We start from the raw sequence: 16,616 nt of genomic DNA, 5'->3' as shown, positions 1-16,616 counted from the left end.
GGTCCCTGCTAACGAGGGAACGCGGTCCGTTCGTAGTCGGTTCTGAAGTCGAAGAAGCGCAGACCGCCTGCCGCTGTGTCGTCAGCCACCTCTTCTGCGGTCCACGGATGGTCGGAGTAGTCGTCCATCGCTATGCCGCCCTGAGCGAGCAGCGCCGATGTCAGACGGCGCACCTCGGCCGTCCCGTCGACTCGGCCTGAGACCTCGACTTCAAGCATCCATTCAGGTAGTCGTCCACAGGCCCGAGTCAGACTCCCTACTGTCTCCGGCTCCCAGTCCAGGTACAGGTCCTCAGTTGTCAGCCACACGTACAGACATCCGTCCGCGAACCACGGATGCCTCTGACCAGGAGACCGTTCGTCAAGCAGGGCGACGACGGCGGCCTGCTCGATGTCGGGGAAGAGGAAGACGCCACGCACTCCCAGAGGGTCGCACACCCCTGGCGATCGATGCCCCCTTGCCGCATGGTCCGACGCAACATATCGTGCCGATATATCAGCTGAATACATCGGTTCAGGGTTTGCCGTAGCCCGGCCGGCGAGGGAGCCGCGATGAGGCGGATCGACTACGACACGGAGCAGTACCAGGACTACGCACGTGGCCGTGCGCTCACCGAGCAGCAACTGCAGACATGGATCAGTGCCTTCAGGGCGGTGCTACCCGACCAGCGTCCGCTGGCGGGGCTGGACGTCGGCTCAGGGACCGGCAGGTTCACCCCCGCGCTGGCGCGAGCGTTCGGGCCGGTCACCGGCGTCGAGCCGTCGGTCCGCATGCGCGAGATGGCGCTGGCGCAGTCCCAGCATCCCGGCGCGCGGTATCTGGCAGGCTCCGCTGAGGACATGCCGGTGCCGTCCGGCAGCGCCGACTACGCGCTCATGTTCTTGTCCTGGCACCACGTCCAGGACAAGCCGCGGGCGGCTCGGGAACTGGCCAGGGTGCTCAGGCCCGCCGGGCGGCTGTTACTGCGCGCGAATTTCAGCGACCACCATCCCAGGCCGTGGTGGCTGGAGCACTTCCCCCGTGGCCTTGAGGTGGACACCTCACTGTTCCAGCCGCTGCACGAGGTCATCGCGATGTTCACCTCGGCCGGCTGGCGCGTCGCCGGCTTCGGCACGGTTACCGAGCCGTCCTCCGGCACCCGCGCTGACATGCTCGAACGGCTGCGCCTGCGCACCCTTTCGTTCTTCGCTCACCTCACTCCCGACGAGTTGGAGACCGGCTTCCACCGCCTGGAGCAGGTTGTCGCCGCGAATCCCGGCGCACCAGCGCCGGTGTTCGCTGAGCCGCTGCTCACGCTCGAACGGTGTTAGTGCCGCGTAAGCCCTGGCCCGGCAGGGGCGATCGTCAAGACCCCGTGGATCGAGGACTAACGCCGATGGCCCTCGGCGGGAGTGAGGTCGGCGATGACGAGGAGGTAGGTGAAGTCGGCCGGCTTCTCGCCGGATCGCGGTTGATCGGGTATCCGGCCGTAGGCGCGCGCGGGCCCGGCGATCGTCGTGTGCTCACGCTGGGTCCAGTGATACGTGGCGAGCAGAGACGGTAGATCGTCAGGCATGAATTTCGCGCCAGTGTCGGCGGTCTGTCCGGTGGGCGGGGTTGATCGTGCGAGGGTGTCGAGAACGAGCACGCTTCCTGGGGCGGACAGGCTGGCGGCAGTGCGCAGCAGCCGAGTCGCGGCGCCGTGGTCGAGGTACATCAGCAGTCCTTCGGCCACCCACACCGTACGCCGAAGCGGCTCGAACCCGGCGTCGACCAGATCCGGTGACCAGTCGCCGCCCAGGTCGATGGCGACATCGGTGACGCTCCGGTGCAGCGTCGGCATCGTGGCCATCACCGCTACCTTGTGCCGTAGCACCGACGACTGATCGACCTCGAATGCACGTGTACCGGCGGGCAGTTGCAGCCGGTAGGGACGTGTGTCCAGGCCGGAGCCGAGTTCGACCAGTTGACCGGTCTGCCGCGTCAGCTCGGCGGTGACAGCGTCGTCGAACCAGCGGGTACGCAGTGGAAGCAGCACGTCTTCACGCCGGTCACGTTCCTCCTTGCGCCGCAACAACTCCCGGCCGCGCTCGCCGGCGAGGGCGCTCGCCCACGGATCCCGGAACAGATGGTCGGGGCGAGCCGTCTCGCGGGCGCGCACCGCGGCCGTCCAGTACGCACTCGCCGCGGCGATGTCGGCGGAAATCATCGAGCCGTGCCTTCCCGGCCGACGTCGGCACGTCAGCCGTGCTCGGAATCTTCAACCGGTCGCCGGGAATATACGCCCATTCCGGCCCATCCACAGCGCCCTTCAGACGTCGCGCAGCACCCTGAAACTCCGACTTTCAGCCCCAATCAATCGCCCATGCCTAGGGGAGCAAGAGGAGGCGCCCCTGATCTTCATCGGGGGCGCCTCTTCATCGGATCATGGATGAGATGGAATGCTTGATGGCATTCCGGAATCATCGCCGATCGTGAACGGCCTGCTTGCCGTGCAATTGTCCGAGAGGGTCACGAGATGTAGGCGCATCTCACTCTCGGGAAGATGGTGATAGTGGTCGTGCTCAAGTTTGATAGCCCCACCCGCCACGTGTTGTCCCCCGGCCTGTTCGTGTCGAGGATGGTGGGTACGGTCGGCCCGAACGGATCATAGGTATAGCCACCGCCGACTGGCTGCTTACCTGCGGAGCATGTCGCGATCGCAATGTCGCAGAGGGTATTAGGGGCGCATGTGACCGGCGGCCCCAGCACCTCCTCATAGCCGGAGACCCCCGGCCGACCGGGTGGCCCCTGCTCGCCCTTGGGGCCGCTGGAGTTCTGGGACGCGTCTGCTTGCGTGTCGCTCTTCTGGAGCGGTGTCACGGTCGTGGCGAAGTCGCGCATCAGGTGCTGGCGCTGGTGCTCGTGCTGGCGGTCGTGCTGACGCTGTCTGTCCGTGTTCGCGTTGTGGTTCTTGTTCCTTCCGTGACCTGGGGTGGAAGACGCGTGGCGGTCATCGTGGCGAACGACTGAGCGGTCAGATGTGCCTTCGATGGCCGCATCGGCGGAGGTGGTGGTGACAGCACCACCCAGCGCGACGACGCCGCCGGTCAGGACGGCGCTGATCATGGAAAGCAGGACAAAATTGTTGCGCTTCGGCAATTTCGATTTCCCCCTTGAAAGGATGCGGCCCTGACGCGCTGTGATTTCGTAAGTTAATCGAAAGATTTCGCACCCGGGCGGGCGTCGCGTCTCGCGGGCGGCATTGTCCTTGATTTCCCCGCCTCTCACGCCATAAACTGGCGGACAGTCTCTATTGCCATTGTGTTTATCGTCTTATTGAGCTGCACCGCGATTGAAATCCATTTAATAGGAATATCGACTCATGTCCGATTTTCGGCCGTCGAATACGGGTGATTGCCCGCCAGTGAACCTGTCTACCGTTGGCGCCTTCGGCTCGGTGCGGGCCGGTGAGGCGGGATGATCCAGCGGCGACCAACCGCGAGGCGTTCGCACCTCGTCACCGAGTTCCGCGCCGACGTCGCCCGGATCACCGACTGGTTGTGGATGGCCGAACTGGACGGTCGCGCGTGCGCGTGGTGTTGGGCGAGGCATGGCTGCACCCTGCAGTTCGGCGGTGGTCGATCCCGCAAGTCCCCACTCAGGGACGAATGATCACATTTTCCCTATTAGTCACGTAAATCGCATATCGCCCCAAGGCGTCGATAGATCATAATGCGGACTGGTTCGCGAGGTGATCTCCATCCGGAGCCGGTCTCGACCGCCCGCCTTGTGCGTCGGTCGCGGTCACCGGAACGGGGCCGCGTCTCCTGGACACCGATCCGGTGGACGGCGGGTCCGGAAGACGAGGAACGACCACAGCGAAACACCATCGGCTGTTCCGAGCATGAAGGACTGCATCGCGTGACTGAGTTAGTGTCCGAGGCTTCACCCGACTCTCCTCGTGCCGAGTCGACCCGTCGTGGACGACGGAGACGGTGGAGGCCAGGCATGGGGGTGCGTGTCGTGGCGGCCGGTGCCGTGCTGGCCGTGAGCGCTCCCGCTGTGGCGGTGTCGGCGGCCGCCTCCAGCGGCTCCTCCCAGACGTATGCGTGGGGACGGGCCAGTGAGGGGGAGCTGGGCAACGGGTCGACGGCCAGCCGGCCCTCGCCGGTCGCTCTGTCTGACCTGAGCCAGGTGGCTCAGGTCAGCGCCGGCTTCTACCACTCTCTGGCGGTGCGTACGGATGGCACCGTGTGGGCGTGGGGCGACAACAGGGAAGGAGCGCTGGGCGACGGGACGGATACCCGCAGCCCGGTGCCGACGCCGGTTCAGGTGCCTGGACTGACAGACATGGTGCAGGTGGCTGCGGGGTGGAACCATAGTCTCGGGCTGCGTGCGGACGGCACCGTGTGGGCGTGGGGCGACAACACCAGTGGCGAGCTCGGGGACGGCACCACCACCAGCCGCGCGACCCCCGCACAGGTGATCGGGTTGACCGGGGTGACACAGATCGCCGCCGGTCAGTCCTACAGTCTTGCGTTGCGCTCGGATGGCGCCGTGGCGGCGTGGGGCGACAACTACGTTGGTGAGCTCGGGGACGGCACGACCACCAAGCGCACCACCCCGGTGGAGGTCCACGACCTGACCGACGTGACCCAGATCGCCGCCGGCGAGACCTACGGTCTTGCGTTGCGCTCGGACGGCACCGTGGCGGCCTGGGGCAACAACCTCGTGCAACAGCTCGGTGACGGCACCGCCGTCGTTTACCGCGCCACCCCGGCGGTGGTCCGTGGCCTGACCAAGGTGACCCAGATCGCCGCCGGCGATGAGAACAGTCTCGCGGTGCGTTCGGACGGCACCGTGGCGGCGTGGGGCGACAACGCCTTCGGAGAGGTCGGGGACGGCACCACCACCAGGCGCCCTACTCCTGTCACCGTGTCAGGGCTGAGCGACGTCGCCCGGGTGAGCGCGGGCTACCACCACAGTGTCGCGGTGCGCTCGGACGGCAGCGTGGCGGCGTGGGGCCACAACGCCTCCGGACAGCTCGGCGACGGCAGCACCACCAACCGCGCCACACCGGCCACCGTGCCAGGGCTGAGTTCAGTCACGGAGATTTCGGCCGGGGGCTACCACACGCTGGCGAAGGCGGGGCCGCCGGAGCCGACCACTGAAGCGACGATCACTGGCGACGGCGGGAGCAAGCTGACCTGCGAGGCCCCATTCATCAGTGCCACCTCCGTGAGTTACACCTGGCTGTGGGACGGAGCAGTGGTCCCTGGAGAGACCACCGCCACATTCACTCCAGTTACGGGGGACGCCGGCCATCAGGTCGCCTGCCAGGTCACCGCCACCAACGACTTCGGAACCGCGGACGCCTCGGCGACCATCACCACCGCTCCGGCGGATTTCACTGCGGGGAACCCACCGACTGCGATCGCCGGTGACCATTACGCCTACAGATTCGCGGCGACCGGATCACCCACGCCGAAGGTCAGCCTGGCCTCCGGGACGCTTCCGCCGGGCCTTGTGCTGGACACCGACGGCTCCCTGTCCGGAACCCCCTCCCAGGGGGGCACCTACAGCTTCACCCTGCAGGCGACGAACGGCGTCGGTACCCCCGCCACTGTCACCAAGACCGTCGTCGTCAATGCCCCGGCCAAATTCGCCACGGCCACCGCACCGGCCGCGCAGGTCGGGAAGTCCTTCAGCTACCAGTTCGCCGCCACCGGGACCCCCGCACCGACGGTGACCCGGGCCTCCGGGACGCTCCCGCCCGGCCTGACATTGGCCACCAGCGGCATCCTGTCCGGAACCCCCTCCCAGGGGGGCACCTACAGCTTCACCCTGCAGGCGACGAACGGCGTCGGTACCCCCGCCACTGTCACCAAGACCGTCGTCGTCAACGCCCCGGCCAAATTCACCACGGCCACCACACCGGCCGCGCAGGTCGGGAAGTACTTCATCTACCAGTTCCCGACGACCGGATATCCCGCACCGACGGTGACCCGAACCTCCGGGACGCTCCCGCCCGGCCTGCAACTGGCCACCCACGGCACCCTGTCCGGAACCCCGAGCAAGAGCGGCACCTACACCTTCACCCTGCAGGCGACCAACGGCGTCGGCACCCCCGCCACCGCCACCAAGACCGTCACCGTCCGGTAAGCACCGCGGACCCAGAGGTCCCAGGGAATCGGCACACCGCCGATTCCCTGGGACCCCGACCGCGGAGCGGCAGCGAGCGTTCGCCTCGAAGTCGGCTCAAGCGCGGCGGCGCAGGACGGTCTCGGTTCGCTCGTCGGCAGGAAAGAACAGCTCGATTGACAGGTCGGACAGGGTAACGTCCATCGGGGTCCCGAATGTGCTCAGGACGGTGAACATCGACACTTCCTCGCCGTCGAGCTCCAGCCGCCAGGACAAGACCGGGTCGTCAGCTTCGTCGGGAAAAAGGCCGCTCCAGGTGTGGCGTTCCGGGATCGCGGGCCAGGTCGCTATCTCGTCGGCGAGTGCGGCGAGGCAGGGGTCCTGGGTCCGCACGACGGCCCGGTCGAGCCGGCGCAGCAGATAGGCGGACCATTGCGGGAAGTTTCTGGTACGGCCGGCGAGTCCGGCGGGGTGCAGGGCCATTCGGAAAACGTTGGCCGGCGCGCCGAGCACGTCCTCGGGGATGTCAAAGACCAGTCGGCGCGCAGCGTGGTTGCTGAGCTGCACATTCCACTGCCGGTCGATCGCGATGCCGGGGAACGGGTCGTGCGTGTCCAGCAGCGCCTGCAACGAGGCCCGGACCCGGGAAAGAGCCGACTCGGTCAGGGGCGTTTCCGGATAGCGGGGAGCGTATCCGGCCGCCAGAAGCCAGTCGTTCCGCTCCCGCAGCGGCAGATCCAGATGCTGGGCGATCTTCATCAGCACGTCGGGACTCGGCTTCGACTTGCCCAGCTCGACGAAACTCAGGTGGCGGGGCGAGATGCCGATCTCATGCGCCAGATCCATCTGGCTACGCCGGGCCAGTCCCCGTTGCCGGCGGATCAGGTGACCGACGTTCGTAGCTGTCACGAGACGTCACGATAGCCGGGGCGGCACGCGTCGGAACGAGTACCTGCCAGGTATTCGCATCCGCGTCCACCGAGCGCGCAGGATGGCGACGTTCCTCCGAGTCGTGAAAGGAACCGAGAATGCCGCTCCTCGTCACCACGGACGGAACCCGACCAGGAAAGAAGGTGGAACGGTGACCGCCACTGTCCTTCAGTTGCTACGTGACCGCAGGCAACAAGGAAGCGCTCCCGGAAATCGCAGCGACGACGCGCGCCTGGTGCTCCTGGTCGAAGGCGGAAGCTCTCGTGGTGCGTACTCGAGCGGCATGACGATCGCCATCGAACAACTGGGGCTGTTGCCGATGTTCGATGCCGTCTACGGCAGTTCCGCGGGAGCGCTGAACGCGGCGTGGCTGCTGTGTGGTCGCGCGGAAAGCAGCATGCACGCATGGTGGGATCCGACCATCATGCGGACGACCATCGACCCGAGGCGTGCGCTGCTCAGGCAGCCGGTCGTGGACACTCGTTTCCTCGTCCACACCGTGTACACCGAGATTCTGCCGATGGGGTTTCAGGAGGTCCTCGACAACCCGGTCGAATTCCACCCGATCGCCACAGACGCCCTCACAGGCCAGGCCGTCGATCTGCACGAGCAGATCCGTGACCAAGCAAGCTTGCAGGCCGCACTCCGCGCGTCGACCGCGATGCCACTTCTCGCCGGCGAACCGATCGAGATCGACGGGCGACCGTTCGTCGACGCCGGGGTGAGCGAGGCGATCCCCGTACAGACGGCACTTGCTCAGAAGGCCACGCACATCGTTGCGCTTCGCACTCGACGTACCGACGAGACCGCCTCGGCTCCCTCCCGCGGCGAACGCCTGTTGTTGTCGCGATGGTTCGCCCGGCGCGCGCCGGGAGCCCTCGAGACATGGCTGCGCCGTGAGGCCATCAGAGCGGAGGAAGAGCGGCTCCTGGCGTCGCACCCCGCGGCCTTGCAGATCCGCCCACCGATCGGCAGCGCGAAGATCGGCCGTACCGAGCGACGCCCACGCCTGCTTCGCGCAGCCGTCGACACAGGTCGGCAGGCGGCCTTGAACGAACTGCGCTGCGTCGAAGAGGCCTCTACGAGGGTCGCCCCGAGGTGACATCGATCCCCGAAGAGGCCCGCATGCTCGACAGGGCTCTTGGCACCCGCAAGACCGTGACCTTGCGCAGCGGCCGGGTCGCCTACACGGAGCGCGGCTCCGGCCCGCCCGTCGTGTTCGTCCATGGTCTCCTGGCCAACGCCAACCTCTGGCGCAAAGTCGTGCCGCCCGTCGCGGACGCGGGCTTGTGTTGCATCGCGCCGGATTGGCCGCTCGGCGCGCACCAGATCCCCATGCCGGCCGGCGCCGACCTGACGCCCTCCGGAGTCGCCAGGCTGATCGCGGAGTTCCTCGACGCGCTTGACCTGACTGACGTCACCGTGGTCGCCAACGACACCGGCGGCGCACTCACCCAGATCCTGATGGCCGACCATCCGGAGCGGCTCGGCCGTGTCGTGCTCACCCCGTGCGACGCGTTCGAGGACTTCCTGCCCGATCCGTTCACCTCGCTGCCCAAGCTGGCTCGGCTACCCGGTGCGGTCTGTCTGGCCGGCCGACTGCTCCGGCTGCCGATTGTGCAGCGGCGGCCGTCCGCGTTCGGCCGGCTGGCCAAGCGCGGCATCCCCGCCGAGATCATCGACTCCTACCTGCGGCCAAGCCGCGACAGCCGGCAGATTCGCAGGGACACCAAGCGGTTCATCGTTGGCGTGCACAACAGGTACACGCTGGCCGCCGCCGAGACACTGTCCGGATTCGGCAAGCCGGTGTTGCTGGTTCGCGCGGAGGACGACCAGATCTTCTCTGCCCGGCTCTTCGAACGACTCGCGGCGACCCTGCCCGACGCCCGACTGGTCACGGTCGCCGATTCATATGCCTTCGTGCCGGAGGACCAGCCGTCCGAACTGGCCCGGCTGATCGTGGAGTTCGCCGCATGAAGAAGTCGGGGGTGTCGCAGCGCCGGCAGGACTCGTATACGGCGTGAGCCACCGTGGATCCCCGCCGGCTGAGTGCCTGAGGACCCGGGGGTGAGTACGGGCGTCGGCCGCCAAGCACAGAGATCGTGACATCACTGACGCCACGGGGTGAGATCGTCGAGCGGTGACTCGGCGCGAAGGACGACGACGATGATCCGCCCCTCACTGAAACCAAGATCAACTGATGGGAGTGAGGCTAGCGCGGGCCGAGGCCGGTGCGGCCGTCGAGGAGCTCGCGCGCGGCGTCGAGGTGGCCGAGATGCCGGGCGGTCTCTTCGATCATGTGGAGAACGATCCCGCGTAAATCGGTGAACTCGTCGTCCGGGTCACTGCCGTGCCGCCCGACCGGCTTCGTGTCCAGCGGCGTCGTGGCCAGCAGGGCATTGCCGCGTTCGCACTGGTCCCGATAGAAGGCGAACACCTCCACAGCCGGATGTGCCGAGGTCATCAACTCCTCGTCGTCATCGGGCCACGGCACGTCGGCCGCAGTTCCGCAGAACACGCTTTGGAACCAGTGGCGCTCGGCGTAACCCAGATGCTTGATCAGCCCGAGTGGCGTCCACCCCGAGGGCAGGACCGCGGTCCGCAACTGCTCGTCGGTGAGTCCGTCGAGGATCGCCAGCGCGCTGGTCCGCTGAGCGTCGAGGAAGTGCCGCAGGGCGACGGCTTCCGCGGTCATCGTGCTGGTGGGAGCCATGGTCATCCCCTTGGGCATCGCGGCCGTCGTCATACGCCTGGGGACTATGCCAGATCTGAGGAACGCGGGAAACCTCTCACCATGGGTGCACGGCCCAGTTGCCGCATTTCGCTGCTGCGCAGCCCTCAGACTCCGGACACGCTCAATGGCCGGACGGCTTTCCGACCGCTGGGCGGACGATCCTGGCAATGAGCTCCAGTTGGTCGAACTGCGTGTCGAGGGACGGCCCCGCGATGCGGCAGACGAGGTGTTCCGCGCCTGCTTCCGCGTAGCGGGCCAGCGTGGCGGCCACCTGCTCGGCCGGGCCCGCGACGATCGCTTGGATCGTCCGCACGGTCTCGTACGGCAGGCCGTATGTGGCCCGGCAGTAGTCGTCGAGCCGCCGTTCTCCCCCTTCCACGTCGTCGGTGACCAGCACTGTGACGAACAGCGCCGGGGTGACCGCGTCCACAGAGCGCCCCGCCGGCACCGCCACGCGCCGTACCGCCTGGAGGCCCGCCCGGTAGTCGGCGGGATCGGGCGGGTAGGGCAGCCAGCCGTCGTAAAGCCGCCCGGCACGCTCCAGCGCCGACGGGCTCGCCCCGCCCAGCCAGATCGGCGGGCCACCGGGCCGGTAGGAGGGCGTGGACTCGGGCAGTTCGTCGAAGCGCAGCACCTTGCCGTGGAAGGCCCGCTTGCCCGCCCACAGTGCCCGCCACAGGGCCACCGTGTCGTCCAGCCGTCCGAAGCGGCGCTCCCACGGCACCTCCGACACCGCGTACTCGATCTCCGACCGACCGGGGAAGCCCGCGCCCACAGTGACGACCAACCGCCCAGCGGACAAGTGGTCGATGGAGGCGAGCTCCTGCGCGGCTGTGACCGGACGGCGGAAGGCGGGCAGCAGCGTCGCCGTGCCGAGCGTGACGCGCCCGGTCGCCGACGCGAGGGCGGCGAGCATGGCCAGCGGCTCGATGCGCGGGCCGAGCAGGGTGTCGTTGGCCCACACCGAGTCGTAGCCGAGTTGTTCGGCGTGGACGCCGAAGTCGACCAGCCGCCGGGCGTCGTCCCACTGGCTGTGGTTGGTGGGGAGCAGGACACCCATTCGTATGTTCATTGGACGGATCCTGCTGTATTCAGGAAATGACGACAATTCCCTCGAAGGAATGGAAGTCTGGCACGCTGGGGGAATGGACTTCCCCCATGCCTTGCGCTCGATGCGGCAGCACCGCCGTCTCAGCCAGCTCGACCTCGCACTGCGCGCGGGCACGACGCAACGCCATCTCAGCTTCATGGAGAGCGGCCGCTCCCGGCCTGGTCGGTCCATGGTCGTACGGCTCAGCGAGTCGATGGAGCTGCCGCTGAGGGAGCGCAACGAGCTCCTGCTCTCGGCCGGCTACGCCCCCGTCTACCCGCAGACCCCGCTGGACGACCCCGGCCTGGAGCACGTGCGCACCGCGCTGCGGCACATCCTGACCGGGCATCTGCCCTATCCCGCGATCGTCGTGGACGCGCGGCACGAGCTGGTGCTCGCCAACGACGCGTTCGACCTGCTCACCCAGGGCGTGGCGGAGCACCTGCTGCGCCCGCCGGTCAACGTGCTGCGCCTCTCCCTGCACCCGGAGGGCCTGGCGCCGCGAATCGTCAACCTGGAGCAGTGGGCGCAGCACATCCTCGACCGCATCCCCCGGGACGACCTGTACGAAGAGCTGTCCGGCTACGTGCCGCACGCCGCGCCGGGGCCCGACCACGTGGGCTTCGCCGTCCCGGTACGGCTGCGCTCGGCGCGCGGCGAGTTGCGGCTGACGACCACGATCACGACCTTCGCGACCGCTCTCGACGTGACCGTGGCGGAGCTGAAGCTGGAGGCGTTCCTGCCTGCCGACGCGACCACGGCGGCACTGCTGGCCGGGTGAGCCGCGACCACGGCGGCCGGTCCGTCAGAGCCCGGGGAACATGTAGTCGGCGATGACACGGTCGCCCTCGCCGAGCACGAGCACCTCCAGGCCGCCGCCCACCGCCCCGTCGCCCCCGACGGGCACCATCTCCCAGGTGAACTTGACGACGTCGTGCAGGCGGAGGGCGTCCCCGCGGGGCCGGAACAAGAACTCCCCGGGGGCGACGAACTTCTCGTAGGAGCGCATCACCCGCACCTCGATCTCGTCGTACCCGTGGGCCTCAAGGGTGGTGGAGTCGAAGCCCAGCCCCGCGGCGATCTCCCGGATCTCCTGGGGCGGCTGGAGGACATGGGTCCCGTCCGCGGCCCACACCTCCTCTATCGCCTTTCTGCGCATTCCGGCGTCCGGCTCGTTCCAGAGCGCGATGTAGCGGCCGGCCAGTTCCTGTGTGTGGATATCGGTCACCGTTTCTCCTCGGTCGGGGCGTGTACCGATCACCTTGCGAGAACGGGCCTTCACCCGACAATTCCTCGGAGGGAATGGCAGGGCGTGGGTCGCGAGGCGGCGTCTACCGTGCCTTCAACGCCACTCAGGGCGTCTGCGAGATGCTGACCTGGGCTTTCGTCGTTGGAGCGGGTGACGGGAATCGACCCCGCGCTGTCAGTTTGGGAAGCCATCATGCGGTCCGAGCTGGGGAAACGATGTCCTCGACGTCCGTGTACGAACAGGTTGAGCTCGCGGAAAGTGCTGACATGATCGCAGCATGGATCTGGTCGCCTCCTTGCCGGCCTTCGTGGTCGCCGTCGTGCTGATCTCGGCCTCGCCGGGGCCGGCGATGGCATTGATCTTCCGTCGTGCCGCGCTGCGTGGCTTCACCGGAGCGGTGCCCACGGTGCTGGGGCTGGAGGCGGGTCTGTATGTCTGGGCGCTGTGCGCCGCAGGCGGCCTGGCCGCCCTGGTCGCCGCCTCGGAGGTGGCCTTCGTCGTCCTCCGCGTGATCGGTGGGCTGTTTCTGCTGTATCTCGGGGTGAAGGCCTGGCGTACGGCCTGGCGCAGCCGCGGGGCCGAAGTGACGCCGGAGGTCGTTGAAGAGGCGCTGGCGCGCAGCACGCGGGGCTGGTGGACGGCCTTCGGCGAGGGCATCGTGGTGATGCTCGCGAACCCGAAAGCCGCAGTGTTCATGATCGCTTTCTATCCGCAGTTCGTGCCCTCGAACCGGCCGCTGTTCGCCACCACCGCTCTGCTGGCACTGGCGCAGGTGGCGATCGAGACCGCTCTTTATCTCACCCTGGCGGCCGCGGTGGGCCGTGCCGGAGCCTGGTTCCGCCGGCCGGTGATCCGTCGTCGCCTGGAAGCTGTCAGCGGCGCCGTTCTCATTGCCTTGGGCCTGCGCGTGGCCACCTCGACCCACTGACCGCCTGTGACCGTATGGACCAGGGATGTCCCGGATGATGGCAGCGGTGTTCGGGAGCCACGTGATCCCGTGCCGCCGCTGAGAAGTCTTAGAGCTGAACTCGAGTGATGGTCTCGCCGCACTTCCATGATCTGCGGCGCACGGGGAACACCTTCGTCTCGCAGTCCGGTGCGACTTTGCGGGAGCTGGGGAATCCGTGCTCGGTGACGCTTGGCCGTGGCGAGGTCAGTGTCGCCGCAGCGTCAGGCTCACCTCGTCGCTGAGGACAGTGACTTGAGCTTGACCGCCGATCGGAAACGTGGCCAAGGGGGAGGTGTGGCCGACGTCGATGTTGGCGAGCACCGGGATGCCGGTCAGAGACGGCTGGGTGGAGATGATCTGTTCCAGTAGCGAGCGCGTCATGTGGCTCGCCTTCTGGAAGCGCCCGATCGCCAGGGCCCGGATGCCGGCGGCTTCGGGAAGTTGAAGCAGCGATGTCAGATCTCGGGCGAAGGTCGCCGGATGTGATTCGGAGTCGTCCTCGACGATCAGGATGGCACCGTCGAGAGACGGCATGTACGAGGTGCCTTGCAGCAGGTTCAGGGTGCACAGATTGCCGCCGACGATTCTTCCTTCGGCGGTGCCGGGCCGGATCGGCCACCATCCCTCGTTGGGGATCAGGTCGCGCTTGTCCTGGTCGAGGAACCAGAGATCGTCACTCCAATCGTCTGCCGGAGTCAGAGCGATCGGATCGGAGCCGAACATGACCTCGGTGAACCACTGCAGGGTCTGCTCGAAGTGATCACGCATTCCGAACGTCGACCAGTGCGGCCCCGAGAAGGTGACCAGCCCGGTCCGGGCGAGGATGGCGTTCTGCAGGGCTGTGATGTCGGAGTATCCGCACAAAATCTTGGGGTTGGCGCGGATCAGCTCCCAGTCCAGGAACGGCAGGAGTTCGTTGCAGTTGTAACCGCCGATGACCGTCATGATCGCTGCCACTGAGGAATCCGCGAAGGCCTCGTGCAGATCGGCGACCCGAGAGGCGATGCTGGAGGAGTCGAAGGAGTCACGTTCGTCGACATGGCGGCCGTAGGACAACGTCAGGCCGAGGTCGGCGAACCGGGATTCGATGATGTGGGCGTGGTCGTGCTCCGCGACCATCGCGCGGGACCTGGCCGGCGCCACCACTCGTATGACGTCGCCTTCGCTCAGCTTCGGCGGGAAGATCGCATCCATTGTCGGAGCGTAACGGGCGGTCCCGGAGATGCGACTCTCATTTTTCGGCGGACTCGGCTTGGAAAGACCGCTCGGTCATGCCGATGGCGGAGGACGAGCGATCGCGGCGGCCTGGACGGGCCACAAGAACCGGGCCACACGTCGTCCTGTCCCGGGACTGCTGCCCCGACGTCCCCGCTGATCGCCGTTCAATCTGCACGTATCTGGCACGCGGCCTGCGCTCTGCGGTCTTCGCTTGTGGGAGAGTGTGCGGCATGCAGCCCTGGAGATCTCTTCTCACCAGGATCTGTCGTGGTCTCGCGTTGGTCATGTTCGGATGGTTGGCCGCCGGCATCGCGTTCAGTCCCTACCTGGCAAACATGCCGTGGTCTTACTGGCTCGTAATCACGTTGGTCATGTCAGGTTTCCTGCTCGTGAGCAAATTCGTAGATTTCCTCGTCGAACAACTCGGGAAGCACCGGGGGCCGACGCGGCCATCGGAAGATGGAAGTCGAGTCACCTAGGAAGCGTGAGCTGAACATGGTGACAGAACACGGCTCGCCGAACGTCGACATGCACTGGGCGGTAAGAGTTCGGCGGCACAAAGCCGTTCGCCTTCTTCTTACGTTCATACTCTGGATCTGTTGTGTAATTGGGCCGCTTATCCTTGCGAAGCAGATCGATCATCGAACCCGTTGGGAGCCTTTCGGCTTCGGGGACGTGATCACGCTTTCCGTTGAATTTTCGCCAATGCTGTTCCTGTTCCTGGTTCTGAGGAAGGTGTCGTATCGGCCCAGGGACTGTCTTTTTTATCTGGTCCCGGTATACGGCGTTTTCTTTTTCCCGTTCATCGTATTCTGGAGATTGGCTCACTTGCCTCTCCGCGACTGGCCGCTGAGGCCCGAAGAGCGCGAGATGTGACATGCGGGAGAGTTGATCCCTGTCCGCCCCACCCCAGCCCGTTGCAGGTCCGGCCGCCTACCCCGATGATCCGTCGGCACCCCGTGGGTAGGCGCCGGACCGCGTCGGAGGTCGCTACAGGTGCAGGGTTCCGCTGCGGGCGCGGTGCTCAAGCGGTGAGTGGAACGAGTCGCCGACCTCCGCGTACTTGCGCATGCCACCCGTTCGTGGGAATTCTCGTTTCGATTTCGAGCCCTGATCCTCCTCGCACCTTTCGGCAGGCTGCGTTGGGGTACTGGCGGCCTTGCGTCGGTACAACCTCGATCTGGAAGCGCGCACGGTCAAGGTCGAGCCGCCAGTGTCTGAGATGAAGACGGGGGAGCTGATCGAGTGGCATCCCAAGTCGGACGCCGGCGGTCGCGCACGAACGCCTCAAGAAGGAGTTGTTCTCGTGCCGAGCGAACTCGTGGAATTGGCGCTACGAGAATTTCGCGTGGTCGCCGAGCGATGCGCCGCGCGGGTCGAGTCCCGATCCGGCGCCGGTGTCCATGCCGTGCGGACGATCAACGGCGAGGCCGCGTACCTCAAGGCGACTCCGGCCACGCTGAGTGCTCAGGCGCTGGCGGCTGCCCGGCGAGAACTGCGCTTCTACCGGTACCTCGCACCGACCGCCCCCGTGTGCACCCCGCGCCTCCTCGACTTTCTGGACACCGAGGAGGGCGTGGCCGTACTTCTCGCGGCGGCGGGTCGGCCCCAAGACGCTACGTCATGGACCCCGGGTATGTGGACCAGCCTGGGCAGGCACCTGGCGGCCCTGCACAGCATGCCTCTGCCGACAGCCGGCGACTGGAACCGGCCCGATGCGCTGCTGCAGGCCCTCGCCACCCCGAACCTCACGGAGATCACCGCCTTCTGGGCGGCCCCGCTTCCCCAGCTTTCCGAGCTCATCGCCCGTCGTGCCGAACTCCGGGAGCAGATCAGTGCGCTACCGCCGGTCTTCGTCCATGGGGACTGCCACACCGACAACATCGTGCATGCCGCGGGCTCGCCGGTCTTTTGCGACTGGCAGTCGGCCGGAGTCGGCCGGCCCGTCTCCGACCTGGCCTTCCTCAGTGTGCGCGCAACCCCTTCAGGCACGGTCGTGCCCCGGGCGCTGATCGATGGCTACTCGGACCATCGCCCCGGCGACCGCAGCCTTCTGGAACGCGCCCTGGTGGCGGAAGTACTCGCCGTCCTGGTCTTCCTCTGGCCGCCCTACGCCGCGTTCAACAGCCCGACGGGGATCGCTCGCGTCCACTTCAGGGCACGCGAACTCGCAGCGCGGCACCTCGGCGGGGCGGCCACCGAGAGGGGGCGTTGACGCGAAGTTGAGGGGCTGGAGCGACGCAAAGGCCTCGGGTGACAACGCGGTGGTTCGGCGTCGACACGATCTCGCGTCGACGCCGAACCTGGTCTGCGGTGTCGGTCATGATGAGGGACCGTCCGTCCA

General features: G+C 67.0%; 16 protein-coding genes. 8 read left to right on the top strand and 8 right to left on the bottom strand.

All coding sequences use genetic code 11. The features are described 5' to 3' along the window. Positions 1–8: 8 nt before the first annotated feature. A complete protein-coding gene (locus tag Pka01_RS27825; RefSeq protein ID WP_203885856.1) occupies positions 9–419 on the bottom strand; it encodes a hypothetical protein in 411 nt (136 codons plus the stop codon). A 132-nt stretch (positions 420–551) separates the two neighbouring features. Here Pka01_RS27825 and Pka01_RS27820 point away from each other — a divergent pair, with 132 nt between their 5' ends. Next, entirely contained in the window at positions 552–1,310 is a 759-nt protein-coding gene (locus Pka01_RS27820; protein ID WP_203885855.1) for a class I SAM-dependent methyltransferase, read from the top strand. Positions 1,311–1,366: 56 nt separating this feature from the next. On the opposite strand, the gene Pka01_RS27815 is transcribed toward Pka01_RS27820, so the two are convergent. Both Pka01_RS27815 and Pka01_RS27810 read right to left on the bottom strand, forming a co-directional pair. After that, positions 1,367–2,188 carry a class I SAM-dependent methyltransferase gene (locus Pka01_RS27815; protein ID WP_203885854.1) on the bottom strand — a complete coding sequence of 274 codons (822 nt, stop codon included), beginning with the start codon at positions 2,186–2,188 and terminating at the stop codon, positions 1,367–1,369. A 302-nt stretch (positions 2,189–2,490) separates the two neighbouring features. After that, entirely contained in the window at positions 2,491–3,120 is a 630-nt protein-coding gene (locus tag Pka01_RS27810; protein ID WP_203885853.1) for a hypothetical protein, read from the bottom strand. An 849-nt stretch (positions 3,121–3,969) separates the two neighbouring features. Here Pka01_RS27810 and Pka01_RS27805 point away from each other — a divergent pair. Then, positions 3,970–6,123, top strand: a complete 2,154-nt coding sequence (locus Pka01_RS27805; protein ID WP_203885852.1) for an RCC1 domain-containing protein — start codon at positions 3,970–3,972, stop codon at positions 6,121–6,123. Positions 6,124–6,219: 96 nt separating this feature from the next. Here Pka01_RS27805 and Pka01_RS27800 read toward each other — a convergent pair whose 3' ends face one another. Beyond that, positions 6,220–7,011 carry a helix-turn-helix domain-containing protein gene (locus Pka01_RS27800; RefSeq protein ID WP_203885851.1) on the bottom strand — a complete coding sequence of 264 codons (792 nt, stop codon included), beginning with the start codon at positions 7,009–7,011 and terminating at the stop codon, positions 6,220–6,222. Between the two features lie 82 nt (positions 7,012–7,093). Between Pka01_RS27800 and Pka01_RS27795 the strand changes: the two genes are divergently transcribed. After that, the gene (locus tag Pka01_RS27795; RefSeq protein ID WP_275414512.1) at positions 7,094–8,134 is read left to right on the top strand and encodes a patatin-like phospholipase family protein; all 1,041 of its coding nucleotides are present in this window, start codon (positions 7,094–7,096) and stop codon (positions 8,132–8,134) included. Next, positions 8,131–9,009 (top strand): alpha/beta fold hydrolase, encoded by an 879-nt coding sequence (locus Pka01_RS27790; protein WP_239115395.1) that lies wholly within the window; start codon positions 8,131–8,133, stop codon positions 9,007–9,009. The genes Pka01_RS27795 and Pka01_RS27790 overlap by 4 nt, the downstream gene beginning before the upstream one ends. Before the next feature lie 235 nt (positions 9,010–9,244). Here Pka01_RS27790 and Pka01_RS27785 read toward each other — a convergent pair whose 3' ends face one another. Both Pka01_RS27785 and Pka01_RS27780 read right to left on the bottom strand, forming a co-directional pair. Next, positions 9,245–9,745, bottom strand: a complete 501-nt coding sequence (locus Pka01_RS27785; RefSeq protein WP_203885849.1) for a DinB family protein — start codon at positions 9,743–9,745, stop codon at positions 9,245–9,247. A 142-nt stretch (positions 9,746–9,887) separates the two neighbouring features. Further along, positions 9,888–10,838, bottom strand: coding sequence for an LLM class flavin-dependent oxidoreductase (locus Pka01_RS27780; protein ID WP_203885848.1), 951 nt, complete (start codon positions 10,836–10,838; stop codon positions 9,888–9,890). A gap of 73 nt (positions 10,839–10,911) precedes the next feature. On the opposite strand from Pka01_RS27780, the gene Pka01_RS27775 reads away from it, so the two are divergent. Then, complete coding sequence (locus Pka01_RS27775; RefSeq protein WP_203885847.1) at positions 10,912–11,637, top strand: helix-turn-helix domain-containing protein; 726 nt, start codon at positions 10,912–10,914, stop codon at positions 11,635–11,637. A 24-nt stretch (positions 11,638–11,661) separates the two neighbouring features. Here the strand turns inward: Pka01_RS27775 and Pka01_RS27770 are convergent, their stop codons facing one another. After that, positions 11,662–12,084, bottom strand: a complete 423-nt coding sequence (locus tag Pka01_RS27770) for a hypothetical protein (RefSeq protein WP_203885846.1) — start codon at positions 12,082–12,084, stop codon at positions 11,662–11,664. A 298-nt stretch (positions 12,085–12,382) separates the two neighbouring features. On the opposite strand from Pka01_RS27770, the gene Pka01_RS27765 reads away from it, so the two are divergent. Further along, positions 12,383–13,033 carry a LysE family translocator gene (locus tag Pka01_RS27765; RefSeq protein ID WP_203885845.1) on the top strand — a complete coding sequence of 217 codons (651 nt, stop codon included), beginning with the start codon at positions 12,383–12,385 and terminating at the stop codon, positions 13,031–13,033. A gap of 225 nt (positions 13,034–13,258) precedes the next feature. On the opposite strand, the gene Pka01_RS27760 is transcribed toward Pka01_RS27765, so the two are convergent. Then, a complete protein-coding gene (locus tag Pka01_RS27760) occupies positions 13,259–14,248 on the bottom strand; it encodes a S66 family peptidase (RefSeq protein WP_203885844.1) in 990 nt (329 codons plus the stop codon). Positions 14,249–14,731: 483 nt separating this feature from the next. On the opposite strand from Pka01_RS27760, the gene Pka01_RS27755 reads away from it, so the two are divergent. Both Pka01_RS27755 and Pka01_RS27750 read left to right on the top strand, forming a co-directional pair. Continuing rightward, positions 14,732–15,148 (top strand): hypothetical protein, encoded by a 417-nt coding sequence (locus Pka01_RS27755; RefSeq protein ID WP_203885843.1) that lies wholly within the window; start codon positions 14,732–14,734, stop codon positions 15,146–15,148. A gap of 430 nt (positions 15,149–15,578) precedes the next feature. Beyond that, positions 15,579–16,487, top strand: coding sequence for a phosphotransferase family protein (locus tag Pka01_RS27750; RefSeq protein WP_203885842.1), 909 nt, complete (start codon positions 15,579–15,581; stop codon positions 16,485–16,487). Positions 16,488–16,616: the final 129 nt, after the last annotated feature.

It is taken from the genome of Planotetraspora kaengkrachanensis, from assembly GCF_016862895.1.
GTDB lineage: Bacteria > Actinomycetota > Actinomycetes > Streptosporangiales > Streptosporangiaceae > Planotetraspora > Planotetraspora kaengkrachanensis.
Note: the sequence above shows the minus strand (reverse complement) of the source record. Positions and strands in the feature narration are given on the sequence as shown.

Bases quoted from the DNA above. Each gene is read 5' to 3' on its own strand.
- Pka01_RS27820 (WP_203885855.1), top strand. From the start codon at position 552: ATGAGGCGGATCGACTACGACACGGAGCAGTACCAGGACTACGCACGT.
- Pka01_RS27815 (WP_203885854.1), bottom strand. From the start codon at position 2,188: ATGATTTCCGCCGACATCGCCGCGGCGAGTGCGTACTGGACGGCCGCG.
- Pka01_RS27805 (WP_203885852.1), top strand. From the start codon at position 3,970: ATGGGGGTGCGTGTCGTGGCGGCCGGTGCCGTGCTGGCCGTGAGCGCT.
- Pka01_RS27795 (WP_275414512.1), top strand. From the start codon at position 7,094: ATGGCGACGTTCCTCCGAGTCGTGAAAGGAACCGAGAATGCCGCTCCT.
- Pka01_RS27785 (WP_203885849.1), bottom strand. From the start codon at position 9,745: ATGGCTCCCACCAGCACGATGACCGCGGAAGCCGTCGCCCTGCGGCAC.
- Pka01_RS27780 (WP_203885848.1), bottom strand. From the start codon at position 10,838: ATGAACATACGAATGGGTGTCCTGCTCCCCACCAACCACAGCCAGTGG.
- Pka01_RS27775 (WP_203885847.1), top strand. From the start codon at position 10,912: ATGGACTTCCCCCATGCCTTGCGCTCGATGCGGCAGCACCGCCGTCTC.
- Pka01_RS27765 (WP_203885845.1), top strand. From the start codon at position 12,383: ATGGATCTGGTCGCCTCCTTGCCGGCCTTCGTGGTCGCCGTCGTGCTG.
- Pka01_RS27760 (WP_203885844.1), bottom strand. From the start codon at position 14,248: ATGGATGCGATCTTCCCGCCGAAGCTGAGCGAAGGCGACGTCATACGA.
- Pka01_RS27755 (WP_203885843.1), top strand. From the start codon at position 14,732: ATGGAAGTCGAGTCACCTAGGAAGCGTGAGCTGAACATGGTGACAGAA.